Here is a 14,328-nt window from a genome sequence, read left to right on the forward strand (position 1 = left end):
CATCAACATGACGGGGCCGAACTCGATCCACCAGACCGCTTGCGTCAGATCGCCTGAATGAGGCCGGGGATGAGGGCCTGACAGGCCGGCCCGCCCCGTTGCGCGTCGTTCGAGACCGCCACGAAGGCCTTGCCGATGCCAGGGGCGACCCAGGTCGAGGCGTACCACATGGTGTTGGATCCATCGTGGGTCAGACACACACCCTGCGCCCAGGGCTGGCCCGGCGGGACGATCCAGCCTCCGGCATAGGGCGGTTGCCCCTCGCCGACCGGCTGCATCAGCACCGCCAGCGTTTCCGGCGTCAGCCATCCGGCGTCGGCGGTCAGGAACACCCGCAGGAAGCGGCCGTAGTCCTGCAGGCTCATGTGGACGGTGCCCGCGGGCCCCAGCGCCGCCGGGTTGTCGGTCACCGGGCCCGACGGATCGATGGCCTGACCGCCGCCGTGGCCCCAGGGCTGGTCGCCCTCAGGCGCGCCGAAGCCGCCGGTCGTGATGCCCAGCGGTCCGAACAGTTCGGTCCGCATCGCGTCCTCCCAGGACGCCCCCGTGATCCGCTCGATGATGGCGCCGATCAGGATGTAGTTGCTGTTGGCGTAGCCGAAGGCTCCCGGCGTCCCGGCCGGCGGCGAGGCCAGCATCGTCGTCGCCAGGGTCCGTCTCTGGTCCTGCATCGACGCCGGATCGGCCCTGGCCGTCATCAGCCAGGCCTGTCCGAGCGCCGTCGCGTCCGACAGACCCGCGCGATGGGTCATGACCTGTTTGACCGGCACGTCCTTCCAGACCGCGTCCATGGTCATGTCAGGCAGGGCCTCGCCCAAAGTCGCGGTCCAGGACGCCTGACCCTTGTCGACCAACCGGCCGTAGAGAGCCGCCGTCATCGCCTTGGTGTTCGACCCCAGGTGCCACAGGTCGTCAGGCCCGACGGCCGCGCCGTCGGCATGCCTGATCCCCTTCACGCCGGTCCAGATCGCGCCGTCCGGTCCCACCACCATGCCGCCGAGCGCAGGTGTCCCGGCGCTGTCGAACACGGCCTGAAGGGCGGCGTCGAAACCGGCCGCGTCGCTGGCCCTCGCGCCAGAGGCTGTGGTCAAGCCGACGGCTGTCACGGCAGCCATCATCTGTCTGCGGGTCATCATCATGAAGACGAACCTAGTTTGGGTCTCTCGACGCGCCAGTTAATAAATCGCAACGTGGCGTGACACGGAGACGAGACGCATGGCCAGGACCAAGGACTACGACAAGACGCTGGAGGCGCTCCAGATCGAGCTGGTCGAGACCCAGCACTGGGCGATAGAACAGGGCCTGAAGGTGCTGGTCGTGTTCGAGGGGCGCGACACGGCCGGCAAGGACGGCGCCATCAAGCGGATCACCGAATACGCCTCGCCGCGCCAGACACGCGTCGTCGCCTTGCCCAAGCCGACCGAACGGGAGGCCGGCCAGTGGTATTTCCAGCGGTATGTGCCGCATCTGCCGTCGGCGGCTGAACTCGTGCTCTTGAACCGGTCCTGGTACAATCGCGGCGGGGTCGAGCCGGTCATGGGCTTCTGCACCCCGGAACAACATGAGGCCTTCCTGGACGACGCGCCGCGGTTCGAGCGGCTGCTGACCAGCTCAGGCATCATCCTGATCAAGCTCTGGCTCGACATCTCGAAGGACGAGCAGGCGAAACGCCTCGCCGAGCGGATGGAAGACCCGCTGAAGAAGTTCAAGGTCTCGTCGCTGGACGCCGAGGCCCAGACCCGCTGGGACGCCTACACCGCCGCCCGCGACCGCATGCTGGCCGAGACCCACCACCGCGACGCGCCCTGGGTCATCATCGCCACCGACGACAAGAAGACCGCGCGCCTGAACATCATCCGTCACATCCTTCACCGCCTCGGTCGCCCCGGCGCGAAGATCGGCCATGTCGACAAGGACGTCGTCTTCGACGCCGCTCACATCAAGGGCCGGCTGAACGCCTAAAGCATGATCGTTTGGTGGACCCGCGTCGCGGGTCCGACATGAAGCGTGACTCATGCTCCCGCTTGAATCTGGAGCCTGATTCACGGCTTCAGCGGAATCGCGAAGCGAGTCCTCTTAGCCGATCAGGCTCTAGTTCGGCCGATAGGGCGTCTCGGTCGTCGCGCCGGCATCGGGCGTTGCGGTTGTCTCGTTCGCCCGCCTCGTCGCAGAGGCGGCATCGTCGGCCGCCGGTTCGGGCGCCGGGGGGGCGCTCCGGGCCTCGGCGTCGGGCGCCTTGTCCTCCGTGGCGGCCTCGGTCATCGGCTCTTCCTTCTTCGTGGCAGGCTGGGGCTGGGCTACCGGCGCGGGGGCATCCTCGTCGATCGGCACGGCTTCGATGAAATCGAGTTCAGCGACCGGGGCGCCCGACTCCCCGCCGGCCGGCGCCTGTTGCCCGCACCCGGCCAGAAGGCCTGACAGGAGGACCGCGATGACGATGCGCTGCATGATGAAGCTCCCCGAAACCGGAGACATGCCCCCGGTCACGGAGAGGCTCCTCCATTCTCCGAAGCCGATCAACCCGCTCTGACAGATCGCCGCGCGACGCCTATATTCGCCGGGATGACCGTGGAGACCCCCGCCCCTGATTCGACGCCGCCCCAGTCGACGCCGCTCGTCGCCGCCGATCTGATCCGCGACGAGGCCCGGCGCGCGCCGGACAAGCCGGGGGTCTATCGCATGTACGGCGAGGACGGGACCTGCCTCTATGTCGGCAAGGCGCGCTCCATCAAGAAGCGCATCCTCCAGTATGCGCAGGGCCGATTCCACACCCAGCGCATCGGCCTGATGGTCAGCCTCACCCGCTCGATGGAGCTGGTGGTCACGGCGTCGGAGACCGAGGCGCTGCTTCTGGAATCCAACTTCATCAAGAAGCTGAAGCCCCGCTTCAACGTCGTCCTGCGCGACGACAAGTCCTTCGCAGAGCTGATGATCCGCAAGGACCACCGCGCGCCCCAGGTCCGGAAACATCGCGGCGCCCACACCACCGACGGCGAATATTTCGGCCCGTTCGCCTCGACCTGGGCTGTGAACCGGACCCTGAACACCCTGCAGAAGGCCTTCCTTCTGCGATCCTGTTCCGACAGCGTCTACGAGACCCGTACCCGCCCCTGTATGCTGCACCAGATCAAGCGCTGCTCGGCCCCCTGCACCGGCCTGATTTCGCTGGGGGACTACGGCGACCTGGTCGAGGAGGCGTCGCTGTTCCTGCGCGGCAAGTCGCGCGCCGTGATCGGACGCCTGTCGCAGGAGATGACCACGGCCGCCGAGGCGATGGACTTCGAACAGGCCGCCCGCGTCCGCGACCGCATCCGGGCCCTGTCCGCCATCACGATGGAGAACTCCGTCAGCGCCGACAGCGTGGCCGAGGCCGACGTCTTCGCCCTGTTCTCCGAGGGCGGCCAGGCCTGTGTCCAGGTCTTCTTCTATCGCGGCGGCCAGAACTGGGGCGGCCGCGCCTACTTCCCGCGCGTCGACAAGTCGGACACCGACCCCGAGATCCTGTCGGCCTTCCTCGGCCAGTTCTACGAGGACAAGCCGGTTGCGCGCCTGATCCTGTCCAACGTCGTCCCGTTCGAGAAGGAACTGCTGGAGGAGGCCTTCTCGATGAAGGCGAAGGAGACGGACGGCCGCCGCGTCGTCTCCATCGAACGGCCGCTGCGCGGCGACAAGAAGGCGCTCGTCGACCACGCCCACACCAACGCCCGCGAGGCGCTCGGCCGCAAGATGGCCGAGGGCTCGGCCCAGGGCAAAATCCTCGCCGAGGTCTGCGAAGCCTTCGGGCTGGAGGGAACGCCCGAGCGGATCGAGGTCTACGACAACGCCCACATCCAGGGCACCAACGCCGTCGGCGGCATGATCGTGGCCGGTCCCGAAGGCTTCCAGAAGTCTCAGTACCGCAAGTTCAACATCCGCGGCGTCGATCTGACCCCCGGCGACGACTATGGCATGATGCGCGAGGTCATGCGCCGCCGCTTCTCCCGTCTGGTCAAGGACGAGGAAGAAGGCGCCGAGGAAGTGGTCCGCCCCGACCTGCTGCTGATCGACGGCGGCGCCGGACAACTGGCCGAGGTCCAGGCCGTGCTGGCCGACCTGGGTCTGGACGACATCCTGGCCGTCGGCGTGGCCAAGGGACCGGACCGGGACGCGGGGATGGAGCGGTTCTTCGTGCCCGGCAAGCCGCCCTTCATGCTGCCGCTGAAATCGCCGGCCCTCTATTACATCCAGCGACTGCGCGACGAGGCCCACCGCTTCGCCAACGGCGCCCACCGCACGCGCCGTTCGATGGACATCAAGAAGAACCCGCTCGACGAGATCGAGGGCGTCGGTCCCGGCCGCAAGAAGGCCCTGCTGCACGCCTTCGGATCAGCCAAGGGCGTCGGCCGCGCCGCCGTCGTCGATCTGGAAAAGGTCGAGGGCATCAACCGGGCGCTGGCCGAACGCATCCACGGCTTCTTCCACCCCGCCGGGCAACGGTAGGCCGCTTTTCCAAAGGCTTCGTCGGCTCAGGTCACCGCTTGCGCGCCACGATGAAGGGCCGGCGGTCGTTTCCCCGGGTTGCGTGGTTTTCTGTGGCGAGGATGTCGAAGCCGGCGGCGCTTGCAAGCTGACAAAGCTCGGCCTGCCGGAACACGCTGACATAGGGTGCCTTGCCGATCGCGCGCATCCCCGGCAGCAGGACGGTGCGGATGAGCGGGTTCATATCCCCGAGGCAGGGCGTCTTGGATATGAACAGCCCCTCCGCTGCGAGCAGGGCATGGATGCGACGCAGGGTGCCTGGCACGTCGCGGACCATGTGGAGATAGTTGAATCCCAGGACCACGTTGAACTGCCCTGCCTCAAGCATCGGGGCCTCTGCCGTTCCGATGTGGAAGGACAGCGCAGAGATCGGGTTGGCGGATAGCTTCTCCCTGGCGATCGCGATCATCCCCGCGGAGATATCCGTCGCCAGATAGCTCTGCACATCGCCGGCAAGCCGGAGCGCCGTCGTTCCCGTTCCGCAGCCCAGCTCCAGGACCCGGTCGTCCCGTTTCAGCAGGGTGCGGGTCCGGTCCAGGGTGCGCTCATAGCCGGCCTGGTCCGCAATCTTGTCCGCCGCATACTTTCGCGAAATCCTGTCCCAGAATCGGGCGTCGCTTGCTGGACTCATGGTGGGAGCTCCTTTGCAATGCCGACTAACATATGCGCACAAGAGATAAATCTTCGAAATCCGTGGCCGCAACATACGTAAATGCATGAAGACAATGGACTGGAACCATGTTCGCGCGTTTCACGCCACGGCGGCGACCGGTTCGCTGTCGGCCGCGGCGCGCCGGCTTGGTCTGACGCAACCCACACTATCGCGACAGGTTCTGGCGCTCGAGGCTGATCTGGGCGTGGCCTTGTTTGAACGGCGAGGCCGCAAACTGGTGCTGACACAGATCGGCATGGATCTGCTCGAGCATACTCGCATCATGGGCGATGCGGCGGACAACGTGGCCCTGGCCGCCAGCGGTCGGATTCAGGAGATCGGCGGGCGGGTCTCCATCTCCGTCACAGACACCTACGCCGCCTATATTCTTCCCGGGATCATCGAGCGCATCAGATCAGAAGCGCCGCAGATCACGGTCGTGATCGTCGCATCGAACGAGCTCAGCGATCTGCATCGCAGGGAGGCGGACATCGCCGTCCGCCATGTGCGTCCCGATCGTCCCGGTCTGGTCGGCCAGCATATTCGCGATACGGAGGCGCACTTCTATGCCTCGGAAGACTGGGTCGCCCGGAACGGCCTGCCGAACGGCCCGGCCGATCTCGCCAGGGCGGGGCTGATGGGATTCGACGACGGAAAGCGCTTTTCCGACTTCCTGCGCGAGATCGGCATTCCCGTTGACGTCGCTGACTTCCGCATCCTCTCGGATTCCTCGGTCGCGATCTGGGAAATGGTCAAACGCGGAATCGGCGTGGCGACGATGTTGCGCGAGATTGCGGATCGAACGCCGGGCGTGGTGAACCTCTTGCCGGACATGACGCCGATTTCCGTCCCGATCTGGCTGATCACCCATCAGGAACTGCAGTCCAGCCCCCGCATTCGCATGGTCCAGACGATTCTGGCCGAGGAATTGGCCCGGATGTAGGGGCAGGCCATCCGGGGCCGGGCCCGTCTGCCTCTCCCCCCACGAGGACAGATTGCCTATACGGACCCGCATGACCCTCGAATCTCGCGATCCCCTGATCTCCGGCTACCGCCGGTTCCGCGCCGACCACTGGCCCGCAGCCAAGGCGGAGTATGAGGCGCTGGCCGCCGACGGCCAGACGCCGCACACGTTGATCGTCGCCTGTTCCGACAGCCGCGCCGATCCGGCCCTGATCTTCGACGCCGCCCCGGGCCAGCTGTTCGTGGTCCGCAACGTCGCCAACCTGGTCCCGCCCTATGAACCGGACGGCCAGCTCCACGGCGTCTCCGCCGCGCTGGAGTTCGGCGTCAAGGTGTTGAACGTTCACCGCATCGTCGTCATGGGCCACGCCCACTGCGGCGGCGTCGCGGCCATGCGCGACGGTGCTCCGGACACGGTGAAGGACTTCGTCGCCCCCTGGATCGCGCAAGGCACGCCCGTTGTCCGACGCATCGCGGAAGCCTGCGCGCCTGACGACCGCGAACAGGCGACCGAGGAGGGCGTCGTCCGCCTGTCCATCGAAAACCTGCGCACCTTCCCCTGGATCGCCGAACGCGAGGCGGCGGGGACCCTGGAACTGACCGGCCTGCATTTCGGCATCGCCGAGGGCATGCTCAGAAAGCTGACGGACGCTCCGCGGTTTGAACCGCTAAGCTAGGCGCGCGTTCGCAGAAGACCGCCTATGCTGGCCCCTCTTTGCTAGCCAGCCCAGCTCGCCAACGGAATCGCTCATGTCGCCCACCCATCACGTCAACCCGATCCCCAATATCCTGACCGGCCTGCGCCTCGTGGCCGGGGTCGTGATGTTCCTGATCCTGGCGGGCGCGACCGGCGGGGTGCCGATCCTGTCGTCCTATCTGAGCCCCGAGGACCAGTTCGGCCTCTATCGCGCGGCCTTCTACATCTTCGTCGTCGCCGCCTCGACCGACTGGGTCGACGGCTATCTGGCGCGGCGCTGGCATGCCGAGACGCGCTGGGGCGCCATTCTCGATCCCATCGCCGACAAGGTTCTGGTCACCGGCGCCATCCTGGGCGTCCTGACGTCCGGCTCTGTGCCCCAGATCGCCATCCCCTGCGGCCTGATCCTGTTCCGCGAGTTCGCCGTCTCGGCCCTGCGCGAGACCATCGCCGGCCGCGTCACCCTGGAAGTCACCCTGCTGGCCAAGTGGAAGACCACCGTCCAGCTGGTCGCCCTGGGCTGCCAGCTGTTCGCCCGCAACTGGGACGGTTTCGGCCTCGACTTCGAGTACCTGCCCTGGTTCCAGCTCTTCGCCGACAGCCTGATCTGGTTCGCGGCCATCGCTACGGTCTGGACCGGCTGGCAGTATTTCGACACCGCCCGCCGTTCGCTGGCCGAGCCGGATCAAGGTCTTGCGCCCGCTCCGGTCAAACGGGCCCCGCGCGAGCCGCGCATCATCCACGCCGCTCCGGCGCCGGAGGACGAAGACCACTCGCTGGACCTGCCCTCCCCCGACGACCGGCGCTGAGGCCCGGGGGTCAGTCGACCCCCAGCTCCCGGACCAGCCGACCCATGTCGTAGACGTCGCGCAGCGCCACGGTCACCGCGCCCGTGGTCACGATCACGCTGCGGTTCACATTGCGATCGTAGCCATAGGCGTTGCGCTGGGTCAGGACGGTAGAGTCGAAGTTCGCCCCCAGAATCTCGCCCGCGGCATTGACCACCGGCGACCCGGACGAACCACCGATCGTGTCCGACGACAGCGTCATGTTCAGCACCGTGTCGGCGTCGATCCGCTCGCGCGCAGCCAGAAGCTTCGGCGCGACATCGAACGGCGCCGCGCCCGTCGCCCGGTCCCACAGGCCGCCGAAGGTCGTGAACGGACCCCAACGCTGGCCGGGCACGTCCGACCCTTCGATCTTGCCGTAGGTCAGGCGCAGGGTGCCCGTCGCATCCGGATAGACGGTGTCGCCATAGGCCGCGAACCGCGCGGCGGCCAAGCGTTCGGCCGCCTGATCGGTCGGCGCCTGCACCCGTGTTTCCCAGTCCGTGCGGATCGCGCGGGTCTCGTCCTGGATCGACAGCAGGTATTTGATCATCGGATCGTCGGAGGCCTCGACTGCCGCCAGTCCGCCTTCCCACAGGGCGCGGCGCACGGCCGGATCGGCCAGGGTCGTGCCTTCGATCAGGCGCGCGGACAGCTGTTCCGGGCTCTCACGCCCCAGCAGACCGCGCACCGCCGCATTGTCGACCGTCAGCCACTCACGCGTCTTCGACAGCCACCACTCCATCCGCACCTGCTCCAGCGCAGGATAGGTCGGACGCGCGGCGAACAGGGCCGACTGCAGCGCCGACAGACGCGCATCACCGAACTCAGGCAGGCGCTCCGCTGAAGGTTTGGCCCGCTCCTGCGCGCCCCTCACCAGGGTCCGCGCCCACAGGAACAGCTGCGACCCGCCGGCCACCGGCGTCGTCCCGATGCCCGTTCCGCCTTCGAGCAGGGCGTAGGCGGAATAGAGCTCACGCGCGATCGGCTGGACGGTCGACAGCGCGCCCCACGGATCGGCGGCGGCCTGGGCGATCGCGGCATCGGCCGCGACCCGGCGGCGGAAATCAGCCTCGCCCTCCGCCCGCGTCGCCATGAAACCCGGATCGGTCAGGGCGCGCATCCGGCCCAGTCCGCGCTTGTAGGTGTTCTCCAGTCCCACGATCGGATCCATGGCGATGAAGGCGTTCTCCTCGGACTCCTCCGAGAACCGGATCAACCGACCGCGCAGTTCCGAGGCGATCAGCTGGTCCAGCGGCAGGACCACATCACGCACGGTGAACAGCTGGTCTTGGGTCAGCAGGCGCTGGGTCGCGCCCGGGCTGCCGGTGACGAAGACGGGCGTCCCTTCGACCGGCTGATCGGCGTTCCAGACGAAATGGGTGGGCGTCGCCGCCGGGGAGTCGTTCTCGTACAGCCGGATGAAGGCCGCATCGATGGCGAAACGCGGGAAGGAGAAGTTGTCCAGATCGCCGCCGAAGGTCGCCGCCCGGTCCTCCGGCGCGAAGGCCAGGCGGACGTCGCTGTATTTCTTGTAGGTGTAGAGCTTGAACTGGCCGCCCCGGTAAAGTGTCACGACCTGACACCGCTTGTCAGTGGCGTCGCCGCAGGCCTCGGTCTCGATCCTGCCGATCTCGGCATCGCGCGCCCGGTTGAAGGCCTGCCCCGTCAGGCCCGCCGCCGCCGCCCGAACCCGCTCGGTGACGTCCGAAATGTCGGTCAGGATCTCGGCCGTGCCACCCGGGCATTTCAGCTCGTCCTCACGGGCGCGCGGGGTGAAGCCGGTCTCGGCATAGTTCACGGCCTGGGTCGACAGATTGGCCACGCAGGTCGCGACGCAGTGGTTGTTGGTCATGACCAGGCCTTCGCCCGACACGATCCCGGCCGAACAGCCGCCGAACTTGACCGACGACAGCCTTACTCGATCCAGCCACGCCTGATCGATCGAAGTGCCCAGGGTCTCGTTGGCCCGCGCGATGGGGAAGTTGTCGAAGGTCCACATCCCTTCTTCAGCGGAGGCCGGAGCGGCGGCGCAGACGAGAGCCGCCATCGAAACGGCGGTGGCGAGCGAACGATAGGTCATCTGGTTTCTTCCCGGTGCGCCGGCGACCCGGCGATCTTTTGTGGCGATTAGCTAGGCCTCCCGCCGACGGCGCAGCAAGCGTGGCCATAACAAGGCGATTCCCCTTACCCCGATTTAACTTGGAGGGAACCCGACAGCGCGTCAGATAACGCTGCAAGTCAGGGGTGTTTCAAAGACTATGTCGCTCGCGCTTTCAACGCTGCTCTTCGAGTGGCGCCGCTACATGGCCGCCGTCATGGCGCTGGCCCTGTCCGGCCTGCTCGTGCTCGCCATGACCGGTGTCTTCATCGGCATCGGCAAGGGCTTCACCGCGACCATCGAGCGCTCAAGCGCCGACGTCATCGTGATGCAGCCGGGCGCCAAGTCGCTGATCGGCGGCCCATCGGGCGTGCCGCGCCGCTTCATCCCCCAGGTCTACAACAATCCCGAGGTCGTCGAGGTCCAGCCGCTGGACGGCGCCGGCGGCTCCTTCCAGTCGATCAAGGACGTTGATCCGACGATGTCCCAGGCCGAGCGTGCCAAGATGGGCGCCCCGCGCCAGCAGTTCGTCCAGGCCTCCATCATCGACACCACGCCCGGTTCGGTCACGATCCCGACCGACTACTCCCAGGAACTGGTCGACGCCCTGCGCCAGCCCTACACCGTCGCCATCGACGAAACGGCCATCGGCAAACTGGGCGTCAAACTGGGCGACCGCGCCCTTTACAACGGCCAGACGGTCACCGTGGTCGGCGTCACCCGTGGCTACCCCAACATGATGCAGGCCACCGTCATCATGTCGCGCGACACACTGCGCATGGTAGGTCAGGCTGACACCGGCCCGCGCGTCGGCCCCCTGATGGTCAAGCTGCGCGATCCGACCCAGGCCGTCCGCGTCGCCGCCGAGCTCAACGCCTCCGGCAACGGTCAGTGGAAGGCCTGGACGCGTCAGGAACTGGCTGACGCCAACGCCGGCGCCATGTTCGAGGAAGGCATTCTGGTCATCATCATCGGCGGCTGCGTGGTGCTGGGCACCATCATCGGCGTGGCCATCACCTGGCAGACCCTGCGCGGCGCCATCATGGCCAACATCAAGGAGTTCGCCTCACTGCGCGCGCTCGGCGTCGGCATGGGCTCGCTGAACCGCATCGTCATGGAGCTCAGCTTCTGGGTCGGGTGCGTCGGCGTGATCGCGGCCATCCTTCTGACCCTCGGCATCCAGGCCCTCGCCCTGGCCGGGGCCGTGATCATCGCCCTGCCGCCGATCCTGCTGATCGTGGTCGGCGGCGGCCTGATCATCATCGCCATGCTGTCGGGCCTGCTGTCGCTCGGCATCCTCAAGAACAGCCAACCCGCGGACCTGCTGCGATGACCGATTTCGTCCAGCACACCAAGGTCCACGGCAAGCACGGCGATTTCGCCATCGAAGCCAAGGGACTGGTCAAACGGTTCAAGTCCGGAAAGGCCTTCGTCGAGGTGCTGAAGGGCGTGGATTTCGATGCCCGCCACGGCGACCTGACCATGGTCATGGGCCCGTCGGGCTCCGGCAAGTCGACCCTGATCGCCGCCCTGTCCGGCCTGCTCCGACCCGAGGAAGGCCGCGTCGACGCGCTCGACGTCGATGACCTGTGGAAGCTGTCGCACGGCCGGATCGACAAGTTCCGCCTCGACCATTGCGGCTTCATCTTCCAGGGCTTCAACCTGTTCCCGGCCCTGACGGCGCTGCAACAGGTCGAGGTGGTCCTGAAGTTCCAGGGCCTGACGCCCGGCCAGGCGAAGAAGCGCGCCACCCAGGCGCTGGAAGAGGTGGGCCTCGGCCCGCGCCTGCATCAGCGTCCCGCCGCCCTGTCCGGCGGCGAGAAACAGCGTGTCGCCATCGCCCGGGCCCTGGCCAAGGACCCCAAGATCCTGTTCGCCGACGAACCGACCTCCGCCCTCGACGGCGAGAACGGCCAGATCGTCATCCGTCTGCTCCGTCGCGCGGCGGACGAATACGGCGCGGCCGTCATCTGCGTCACCCACGACCCCCGGCTCGAGGAATGGGCCGACCGGGTCATCAAGATCGAGGACGGCATCATCATCTCCGATGAACGCCGCACGCCCAATCCGAACGCCACCCTGGCGTCCCATCACTAAGACTTCGTCCCGAGGACCTCTCTCATGCCCGCCTTCCTGAAGAACAAATGGCTCTGGATCGGCATCGTGCTGATCATCGTGATCGTGGTGGGCTTCACCATGATGCAGGGCGCCAACGCGACCAAGAAGGCGGAAGCCGAGAAGGCCGAGGCCGAGAAGGTCGAGAGCCCCTATGCGGCCATCGCCAACGGCAAGGTCGATATCGAGGGCGGCATCATCCAGATCGCGGCCCGTCGCGGCGGCATCGTGCGCGAAGTTCTGGTCCAGGAAGGCGATCAGGTCGTCGCCGGCCAGATCCTGGCCCGTCAGGAAGACGACGAGTCGCGTCTGGCGCTGCAGACGTCCAACGCCGACCTCGCCTCGGCCCAGAGCCAGCTCAACCTGATCCAGGTCGACATCCGCACCGCCCAGCGCGAGTACGACCGTCTGGAGCGTCTGGTCTCCACCAACTTCGTCGCCGCCCAGCGTCTCGACCAGGCCCGGGATCAGATCGCCCAGGCCCAGGCCCGCCTCGGCTCACAGCAGGCTGCGGTCCAGACCGCCCGCGCCCGCCGCGACCAGGCCGCCTACAATGTCGAACTGACGGTGATCCGTTCTCCGGCTGACGGCCGTATCGTGCGTCGCTACGCCAACCCCGGCGCCGGCGCCTCGACCCTGAACGTGTCGAACATGTTCGACCTGGAGCCGAACGCGCCCCGTATCGCCCGTGCCGAGATCGTCGAGTCCGACATCCCCAACGTCACCACCGGTCAGGCCGTCGAGATCACCCCCGAGGGCGATCCGTCCAAGGTCTATGTCGGCACCGTCCTGCGTCGCGCCGCCGTCTTCGGCGCCCGCAAGCTGGCCTCCGACGACCCGTCGCAACGCTCCGACGAACGCGTCGTCGAGGTGGTCGTCACCGCCGGCGACGCCCCCCTGCTGATCGGTCAGCGCGTGCTGGTGAAGTTCATGAAGCCCGGCCAGGCCGCCGGCGCCGCCCGCACCCCGACCGTCGGCGTCCCCGCCACCCGCTCGATGCAGACGCCGGAAGCGAGAGCGGCGGGCTAGTCATTCGCGTCTCCTCCCTGTTCGCCGCCTGGCGAATGGGGAGGTGGATGCGAGCCCTTGCGAGCAGACGGAGGGGGCGACACGATTTCGACGACGCGGGAGTCCAGCCTTCAACGCGGCCTCGCCCCCTCCGTCTCTCCGCTGCGCTTCGAGCCACCTCCCCATCGCTGCGCGACAGGGAGGAGACCAGAAAGACAAAAGCCCCGGCCGATGGCCGGGGCTTTTTCGTATTCAGCTCTTCTTCTCGTACCGGAAGGGCACGAAGTTGGACGGGTGGCTGACCACCCGCTCGCTTTGGCGGGACGGTCGATTGCCCACCAACATCCCACCCCAGAGGGCAAAGGACATCATGGCGTGCTGGAGGTTTTTCTCCTTGTCGTTCATCCTGGCGTCTCCTTTCGCTGAACGATGAAAAGAGACGCGTCGTGCTCGCAGGGGTTTTCACCCTCTCAGTCGTTTCGCGTCACAACCTATATCGCCCCACCTACGTCATTTTGCAAGTTTTTTAGTCCGGCTTCGGATCAGTTTTCGCAATCATGTCTTCAAATGCAGCACCGCCGCCACGCTCGATCGCCACGCCCTGCATCCAGGTGTGCATCGTCGACGGCCCCTCCGGCCTCTGTCTGGGCTGCTACCGGACCCTTCAGGAGATCGGCGGCTGGTCCCGGCTGACCGACCAGCAACGCGCTGAAATCATGACCGAACTTCCGGCCCGCGAGGCGAAGATCGACCCGGCCAAACTGGGTCTCTGAGCCTTAACCCTTCGTCAGCCACGTCGCTTCACCGCATCCCAACGCGGCGCGTGCAGGGTGTGATCAGCCGCAGAAGCGGTCAGTCGCGAAGGTGTCCCGCGTTGCGTCTAGATATCCAGTCCGCGATCGTCATGGCCATCGCGACCGTCTCCTCGCTGAGCGTCGCCTGGTGGCTGACGCACCAGGAGCCTCGCACGGCCGAGGCGGCCGTCATGGTCGTCCCCGCCGAGGCCCCCGCCAAGGTTCGCGCCGCCCCCGGACAACCCGCCCGGATCGCCCGCTCCGCCGACGGCCACTACTGGGCCGAGGCCGACATCGACGGCCGCGCCATTCGGGTTCTGGTCGACACCGGCGCCTCGGTCGTCGCCCTGACCCGTCAGGATGCCCTGCGTCTCGGTCTGCGCCTGACCCCCGCCGACTTCACCCGGACGGTCGAGACCGCCTCGGGCCCCGTGAAAGCCGCCGCCGTCGAACTGGATCACGTCGCCGTCGCCGGCGCCCGCGTGAACAAGGTCCGCGCCCTGGTCGTCGAGGAGGGCCTGCCCCACTCCCTGCTGGGCATGAGCTACCTCGGCCGCCTCTCCGCCTTCGAGGCGCGTCCGACCGGTCTGACGCTGCGGCCATAAGGCCTCGCCCTCCCCCATCAACGGCCCTCGGAAAGGTCCGCTATGGGT

Annotated in this window: 14 protein-coding genes and 1 pseudogene; 10 read left to right on the plus strand and 5 right to left on the minus strand. The window is 67.1% G+C overall.

From position 1 onward, the window contains the following. Nucleotides 1-44 precede the first annotated feature (44 nt). Entirely contained in the window at nucleotides 45-1,091 is a 1,047-nt protein-coding gene (locus ACW17Y_RS12965; RefSeq protein ID WP_492036096.1) for a serine hydrolase domain-containing protein, read from the minus strand. A gap of 124 nt (nucleotides 1,092-1,215) precedes the next feature. Here ACW17Y_RS12965 and ppk2 point away from each other — a divergent pair, with 124 nt between their 5' ends. Next, a complete protein-coding gene (gene ppk2 / locus ACW17Y_RS12970; protein WP_492036097.1) occupies nucleotides 1,216-1,962 on the plus strand; it encodes a polyphosphate kinase 2 in 747 nt (248 codons plus the stop codon). A 129-nt stretch (nucleotides 1,963-2,091) separates the two neighbouring features. Here ppk2 and ACW17Y_RS12975 read toward each other — a convergent pair whose 3' ends face one another. Beyond that, nucleotides 2,092-2,448, minus strand: a complete 357-nt coding sequence (locus ACW17Y_RS12975; RefSeq protein WP_492036098.1) for a hypothetical protein — start codon at nucleotides 2,446-2,448, stop codon at nucleotides 2,092-2,094. A 114-nt stretch (nucleotides 2,449-2,562) separates the two neighbouring features. Here ACW17Y_RS12975 and uvrC point away from each other — a divergent pair, with 114 nt between their 5' ends. Beyond that, nucleotides 2,563-4,479 carry an excinuclease ABC subunit UvrC gene (gene uvrC, locus ACW17Y_RS12980; protein ID WP_492036099.1) on the plus strand — a complete coding sequence of 639 codons (1,917 nt, stop codon included), beginning with the start codon at nucleotides 2,563-2,565 and terminating at the stop codon, nucleotides 4,477-4,479. A gap of 31 nt (nucleotides 4,480-4,510) precedes the next feature. Here the strand turns inward: uvrC and ACW17Y_RS12985 are convergent, their stop codons facing one another. Next, complete coding sequence (locus tag ACW17Y_RS12985) at nucleotides 4,511-5,149, minus strand: class I SAM-dependent methyltransferase (RefSeq protein ID WP_492036100.1); 639 nt, start codon at nucleotides 5,147-5,149, stop codon at nucleotides 4,511-4,513. Nucleotides 5,150-5,234: 85 nt separating this feature from the next. On the opposite strand from ACW17Y_RS12985, the gene ACW17Y_RS12990 reads away from it, so the two are divergent. From ACW17Y_RS12990 to pgsA, 3 genes and pseudogenes are all read left to right on the plus strand, one after another. Beyond that, the gene (locus tag ACW17Y_RS12990) at nucleotides 5,235-6,113 is read left to right on the plus strand and encodes a LysR family transcriptional regulator (protein ID WP_492036101.1); all 879 of its coding nucleotides are present in this window, start codon (nucleotides 5,235-5,237) and stop codon (nucleotides 6,111-6,113) included. Between the two features lie 70 nt (nucleotides 6,114-6,183). Beyond that, nucleotides 6,184-6,810: a carbonic anhydrase gene (locus ACW17Y_RS12995; protein ID WP_492036102.1), complete on the plus strand. Its 627-nt coding sequence runs from the start codon at nucleotides 6,184-6,186 to the stop codon at nucleotides 6,808-6,810. A gap of 73 nt (nucleotides 6,811-6,883) precedes the next feature. Continuing rightward, nucleotides 6,884-7,510, plus strand: a pseudogene (pgsA, locus tag ACW17Y_RS13000) (CDP-diacylglycerol--glycerol-3-phosphate 3-phosphatidyltransferase); the annotation flags it as partial. Between the two features lie 139 nt (nucleotides 7,511-7,649). On the opposite strand, the gene ACW17Y_RS13005 reads toward pgsA, so the two are convergent. Beyond that, entirely contained in the window at nucleotides 7,650-9,740 is a 2,091-nt protein-coding gene (locus ACW17Y_RS13005) for a S46 family peptidase (protein WP_492036103.1), read from the minus strand. Between the two features lie 178 nt (nucleotides 9,741-9,918). On the opposite strand from ACW17Y_RS13005, the gene ACW17Y_RS13010 reads away from it, so the two are divergent. The 3 genes from ACW17Y_RS13010 to ACW17Y_RS13020 are packed head-to-tail and all read left to right on the plus strand — an operon-like array spanning nucleotide 9,919 to nucleotide 12,902. Further along, a complete protein-coding gene (locus tag ACW17Y_RS13010) occupies nucleotides 9,919-11,091 on the plus strand; it encodes an ABC transporter permease (protein WP_492036104.1) in 1,173 nt (390 codons plus the stop codon). Further along, nucleotides 11,088-11,855, plus strand: a complete 768-nt coding sequence (locus ACW17Y_RS13015; RefSeq protein WP_492036105.1) for an ABC transporter ATP-binding protein — start codon at nucleotides 11,088-11,090, stop codon at nucleotides 11,853-11,855. Before ACW17Y_RS13010 ends, ACW17Y_RS13015 begins: the two co-directional genes overlap by 4 nt. Before the next feature lie 24 nt (nucleotides 11,856-11,879). Continuing rightward, the gene (locus ACW17Y_RS13020) at nucleotides 11,880-12,902 is read left to right on the plus strand and encodes an HlyD family secretion protein (protein WP_492036106.1); all 1,023 of its coding nucleotides are present in this window, start codon (nucleotides 11,880-11,882) and stop codon (nucleotides 12,900-12,902) included. A 231-nt stretch (nucleotides 12,903-13,133) separates the two neighbouring features. On the opposite strand, the gene ACW17Y_RS13025 is transcribed toward ACW17Y_RS13020, so the two are convergent. Continuing rightward, nucleotides 13,134-13,286 (minus strand): hypothetical protein, encoded by a 153-nt coding sequence (locus ACW17Y_RS13025; protein WP_309628006.1) that lies wholly within the window; start codon nucleotides 13,284-13,286, stop codon nucleotides 13,134-13,136. A gap of 152 nt (nucleotides 13,287-13,438) precedes the next feature. Here ACW17Y_RS13025 and ACW17Y_RS13030 point away from each other — a divergent pair, with 152 nt between their 5' ends. Together ACW17Y_RS13030 and ACW17Y_RS13035 are read left to right on the plus strand one after the other, a co-directional pair. After that, nucleotides 13,439-13,654, plus strand: coding sequence for a DUF1289 domain-containing protein (locus tag ACW17Y_RS13030; protein ID WP_492036107.1), 216 nt, complete (start codon nucleotides 13,439-13,441; stop codon nucleotides 13,652-13,654). 101 nt (nucleotides 13,655-13,755) lie between these two features. Continuing rightward, on the plus strand, nucleotides 13,756-14,280 hold the full coding sequence (locus ACW17Y_RS13035; RefSeq protein ID WP_492036108.1) for a TIGR02281 family clan AA aspartic protease: 525 nt from the start codon (nucleotides 13,756-13,758) through the stop codon (nucleotides 14,278-14,280). Nucleotides 14,281-14,328: the final 48 nt, after the last annotated feature.

Source organism: Brevundimonas sp. AVps7 (assembly GCF_058681545.1).

Bases quoted from the DNA above. Each gene is read 5' to 3' on its own strand.
- ACW17Y_RS13020 (WP_492036106.1), top strand. From the start codon at position 11,880: ATGCCCGCCTTCCTGAAGAACAAATGGCTCTGGATCGGCATCGTGCTG.
- ACW17Y_RS13025 (WP_309628006.1), bottom strand. From the start codon at position 13,286: ATGAACGACAAGGAGAAAAACCTCCAGCACGCCATGATGTCCTTTGCC.
- ACW17Y_RS13015 (WP_492036105.1), top strand. From the start codon at position 11,088: ATGACCGATTTCGTCCAGCACACCAAGGTCCACGGCAAGCACGGCGAT.
- ACW17Y_RS12990 (WP_492036101.1), top strand. From the start codon at position 5,235: ATGAAGACAATGGACTGGAACCATGTTCGCGCGTTTCACGCCACGGCG.
- ACW17Y_RS12975 (WP_492036098.1), bottom strand. From the start codon at position 2,448: ATGCAGCGCATCGTCATCGCGGTCCTCCTGTCAGGCCTTCTGGCCGGG.
- ACW17Y_RS13010 (WP_492036104.1), top strand. From the start codon at position 9,919: ATGTCGCTCGCGCTTTCAACGCTGCTCTTCGAGTGGCGCCGCTACATG.
- ACW17Y_RS13005 (WP_492036103.1), bottom strand. From the start codon at position 9,740: ATGACCTATCGTTCGCTCGCCACCGCCGTTTCGATGGCGGCTCTCGTC.
- ACW17Y_RS12995 (WP_492036102.1), top strand. From the start codon at position 6,184: ATGACCCTCGAATCTCGCGATCCCCTGATCTCCGGCTACCGCCGGTTC.
- uvrC (WP_492036099.1), top strand. From the start codon at position 2,563: ATGACCGTGGAGACCCCCGCCCCTGATTCGACGCCGCCCCAGTCGACG.
- ACW17Y_RS13030 (WP_492036107.1), top strand. From the start codon at position 13,439: ATGTCTTCAAATGCAGCACCGCCGCCACGCTCGATCGCCACGCCCTGC.
- ACW17Y_RS12985 (WP_492036100.1), bottom strand. From the start codon at position 5,149: ATGAGTCCAGCAAGCGACGCCCGATTCTGGGACAGGATTTCGCGAAAG.
- ppk2 (WP_492036097.1), top strand. From the start codon at position 1,216: ATGGCCAGGACCAAGGACTACGACAAGACGCTGGAGGCGCTCCAGATC.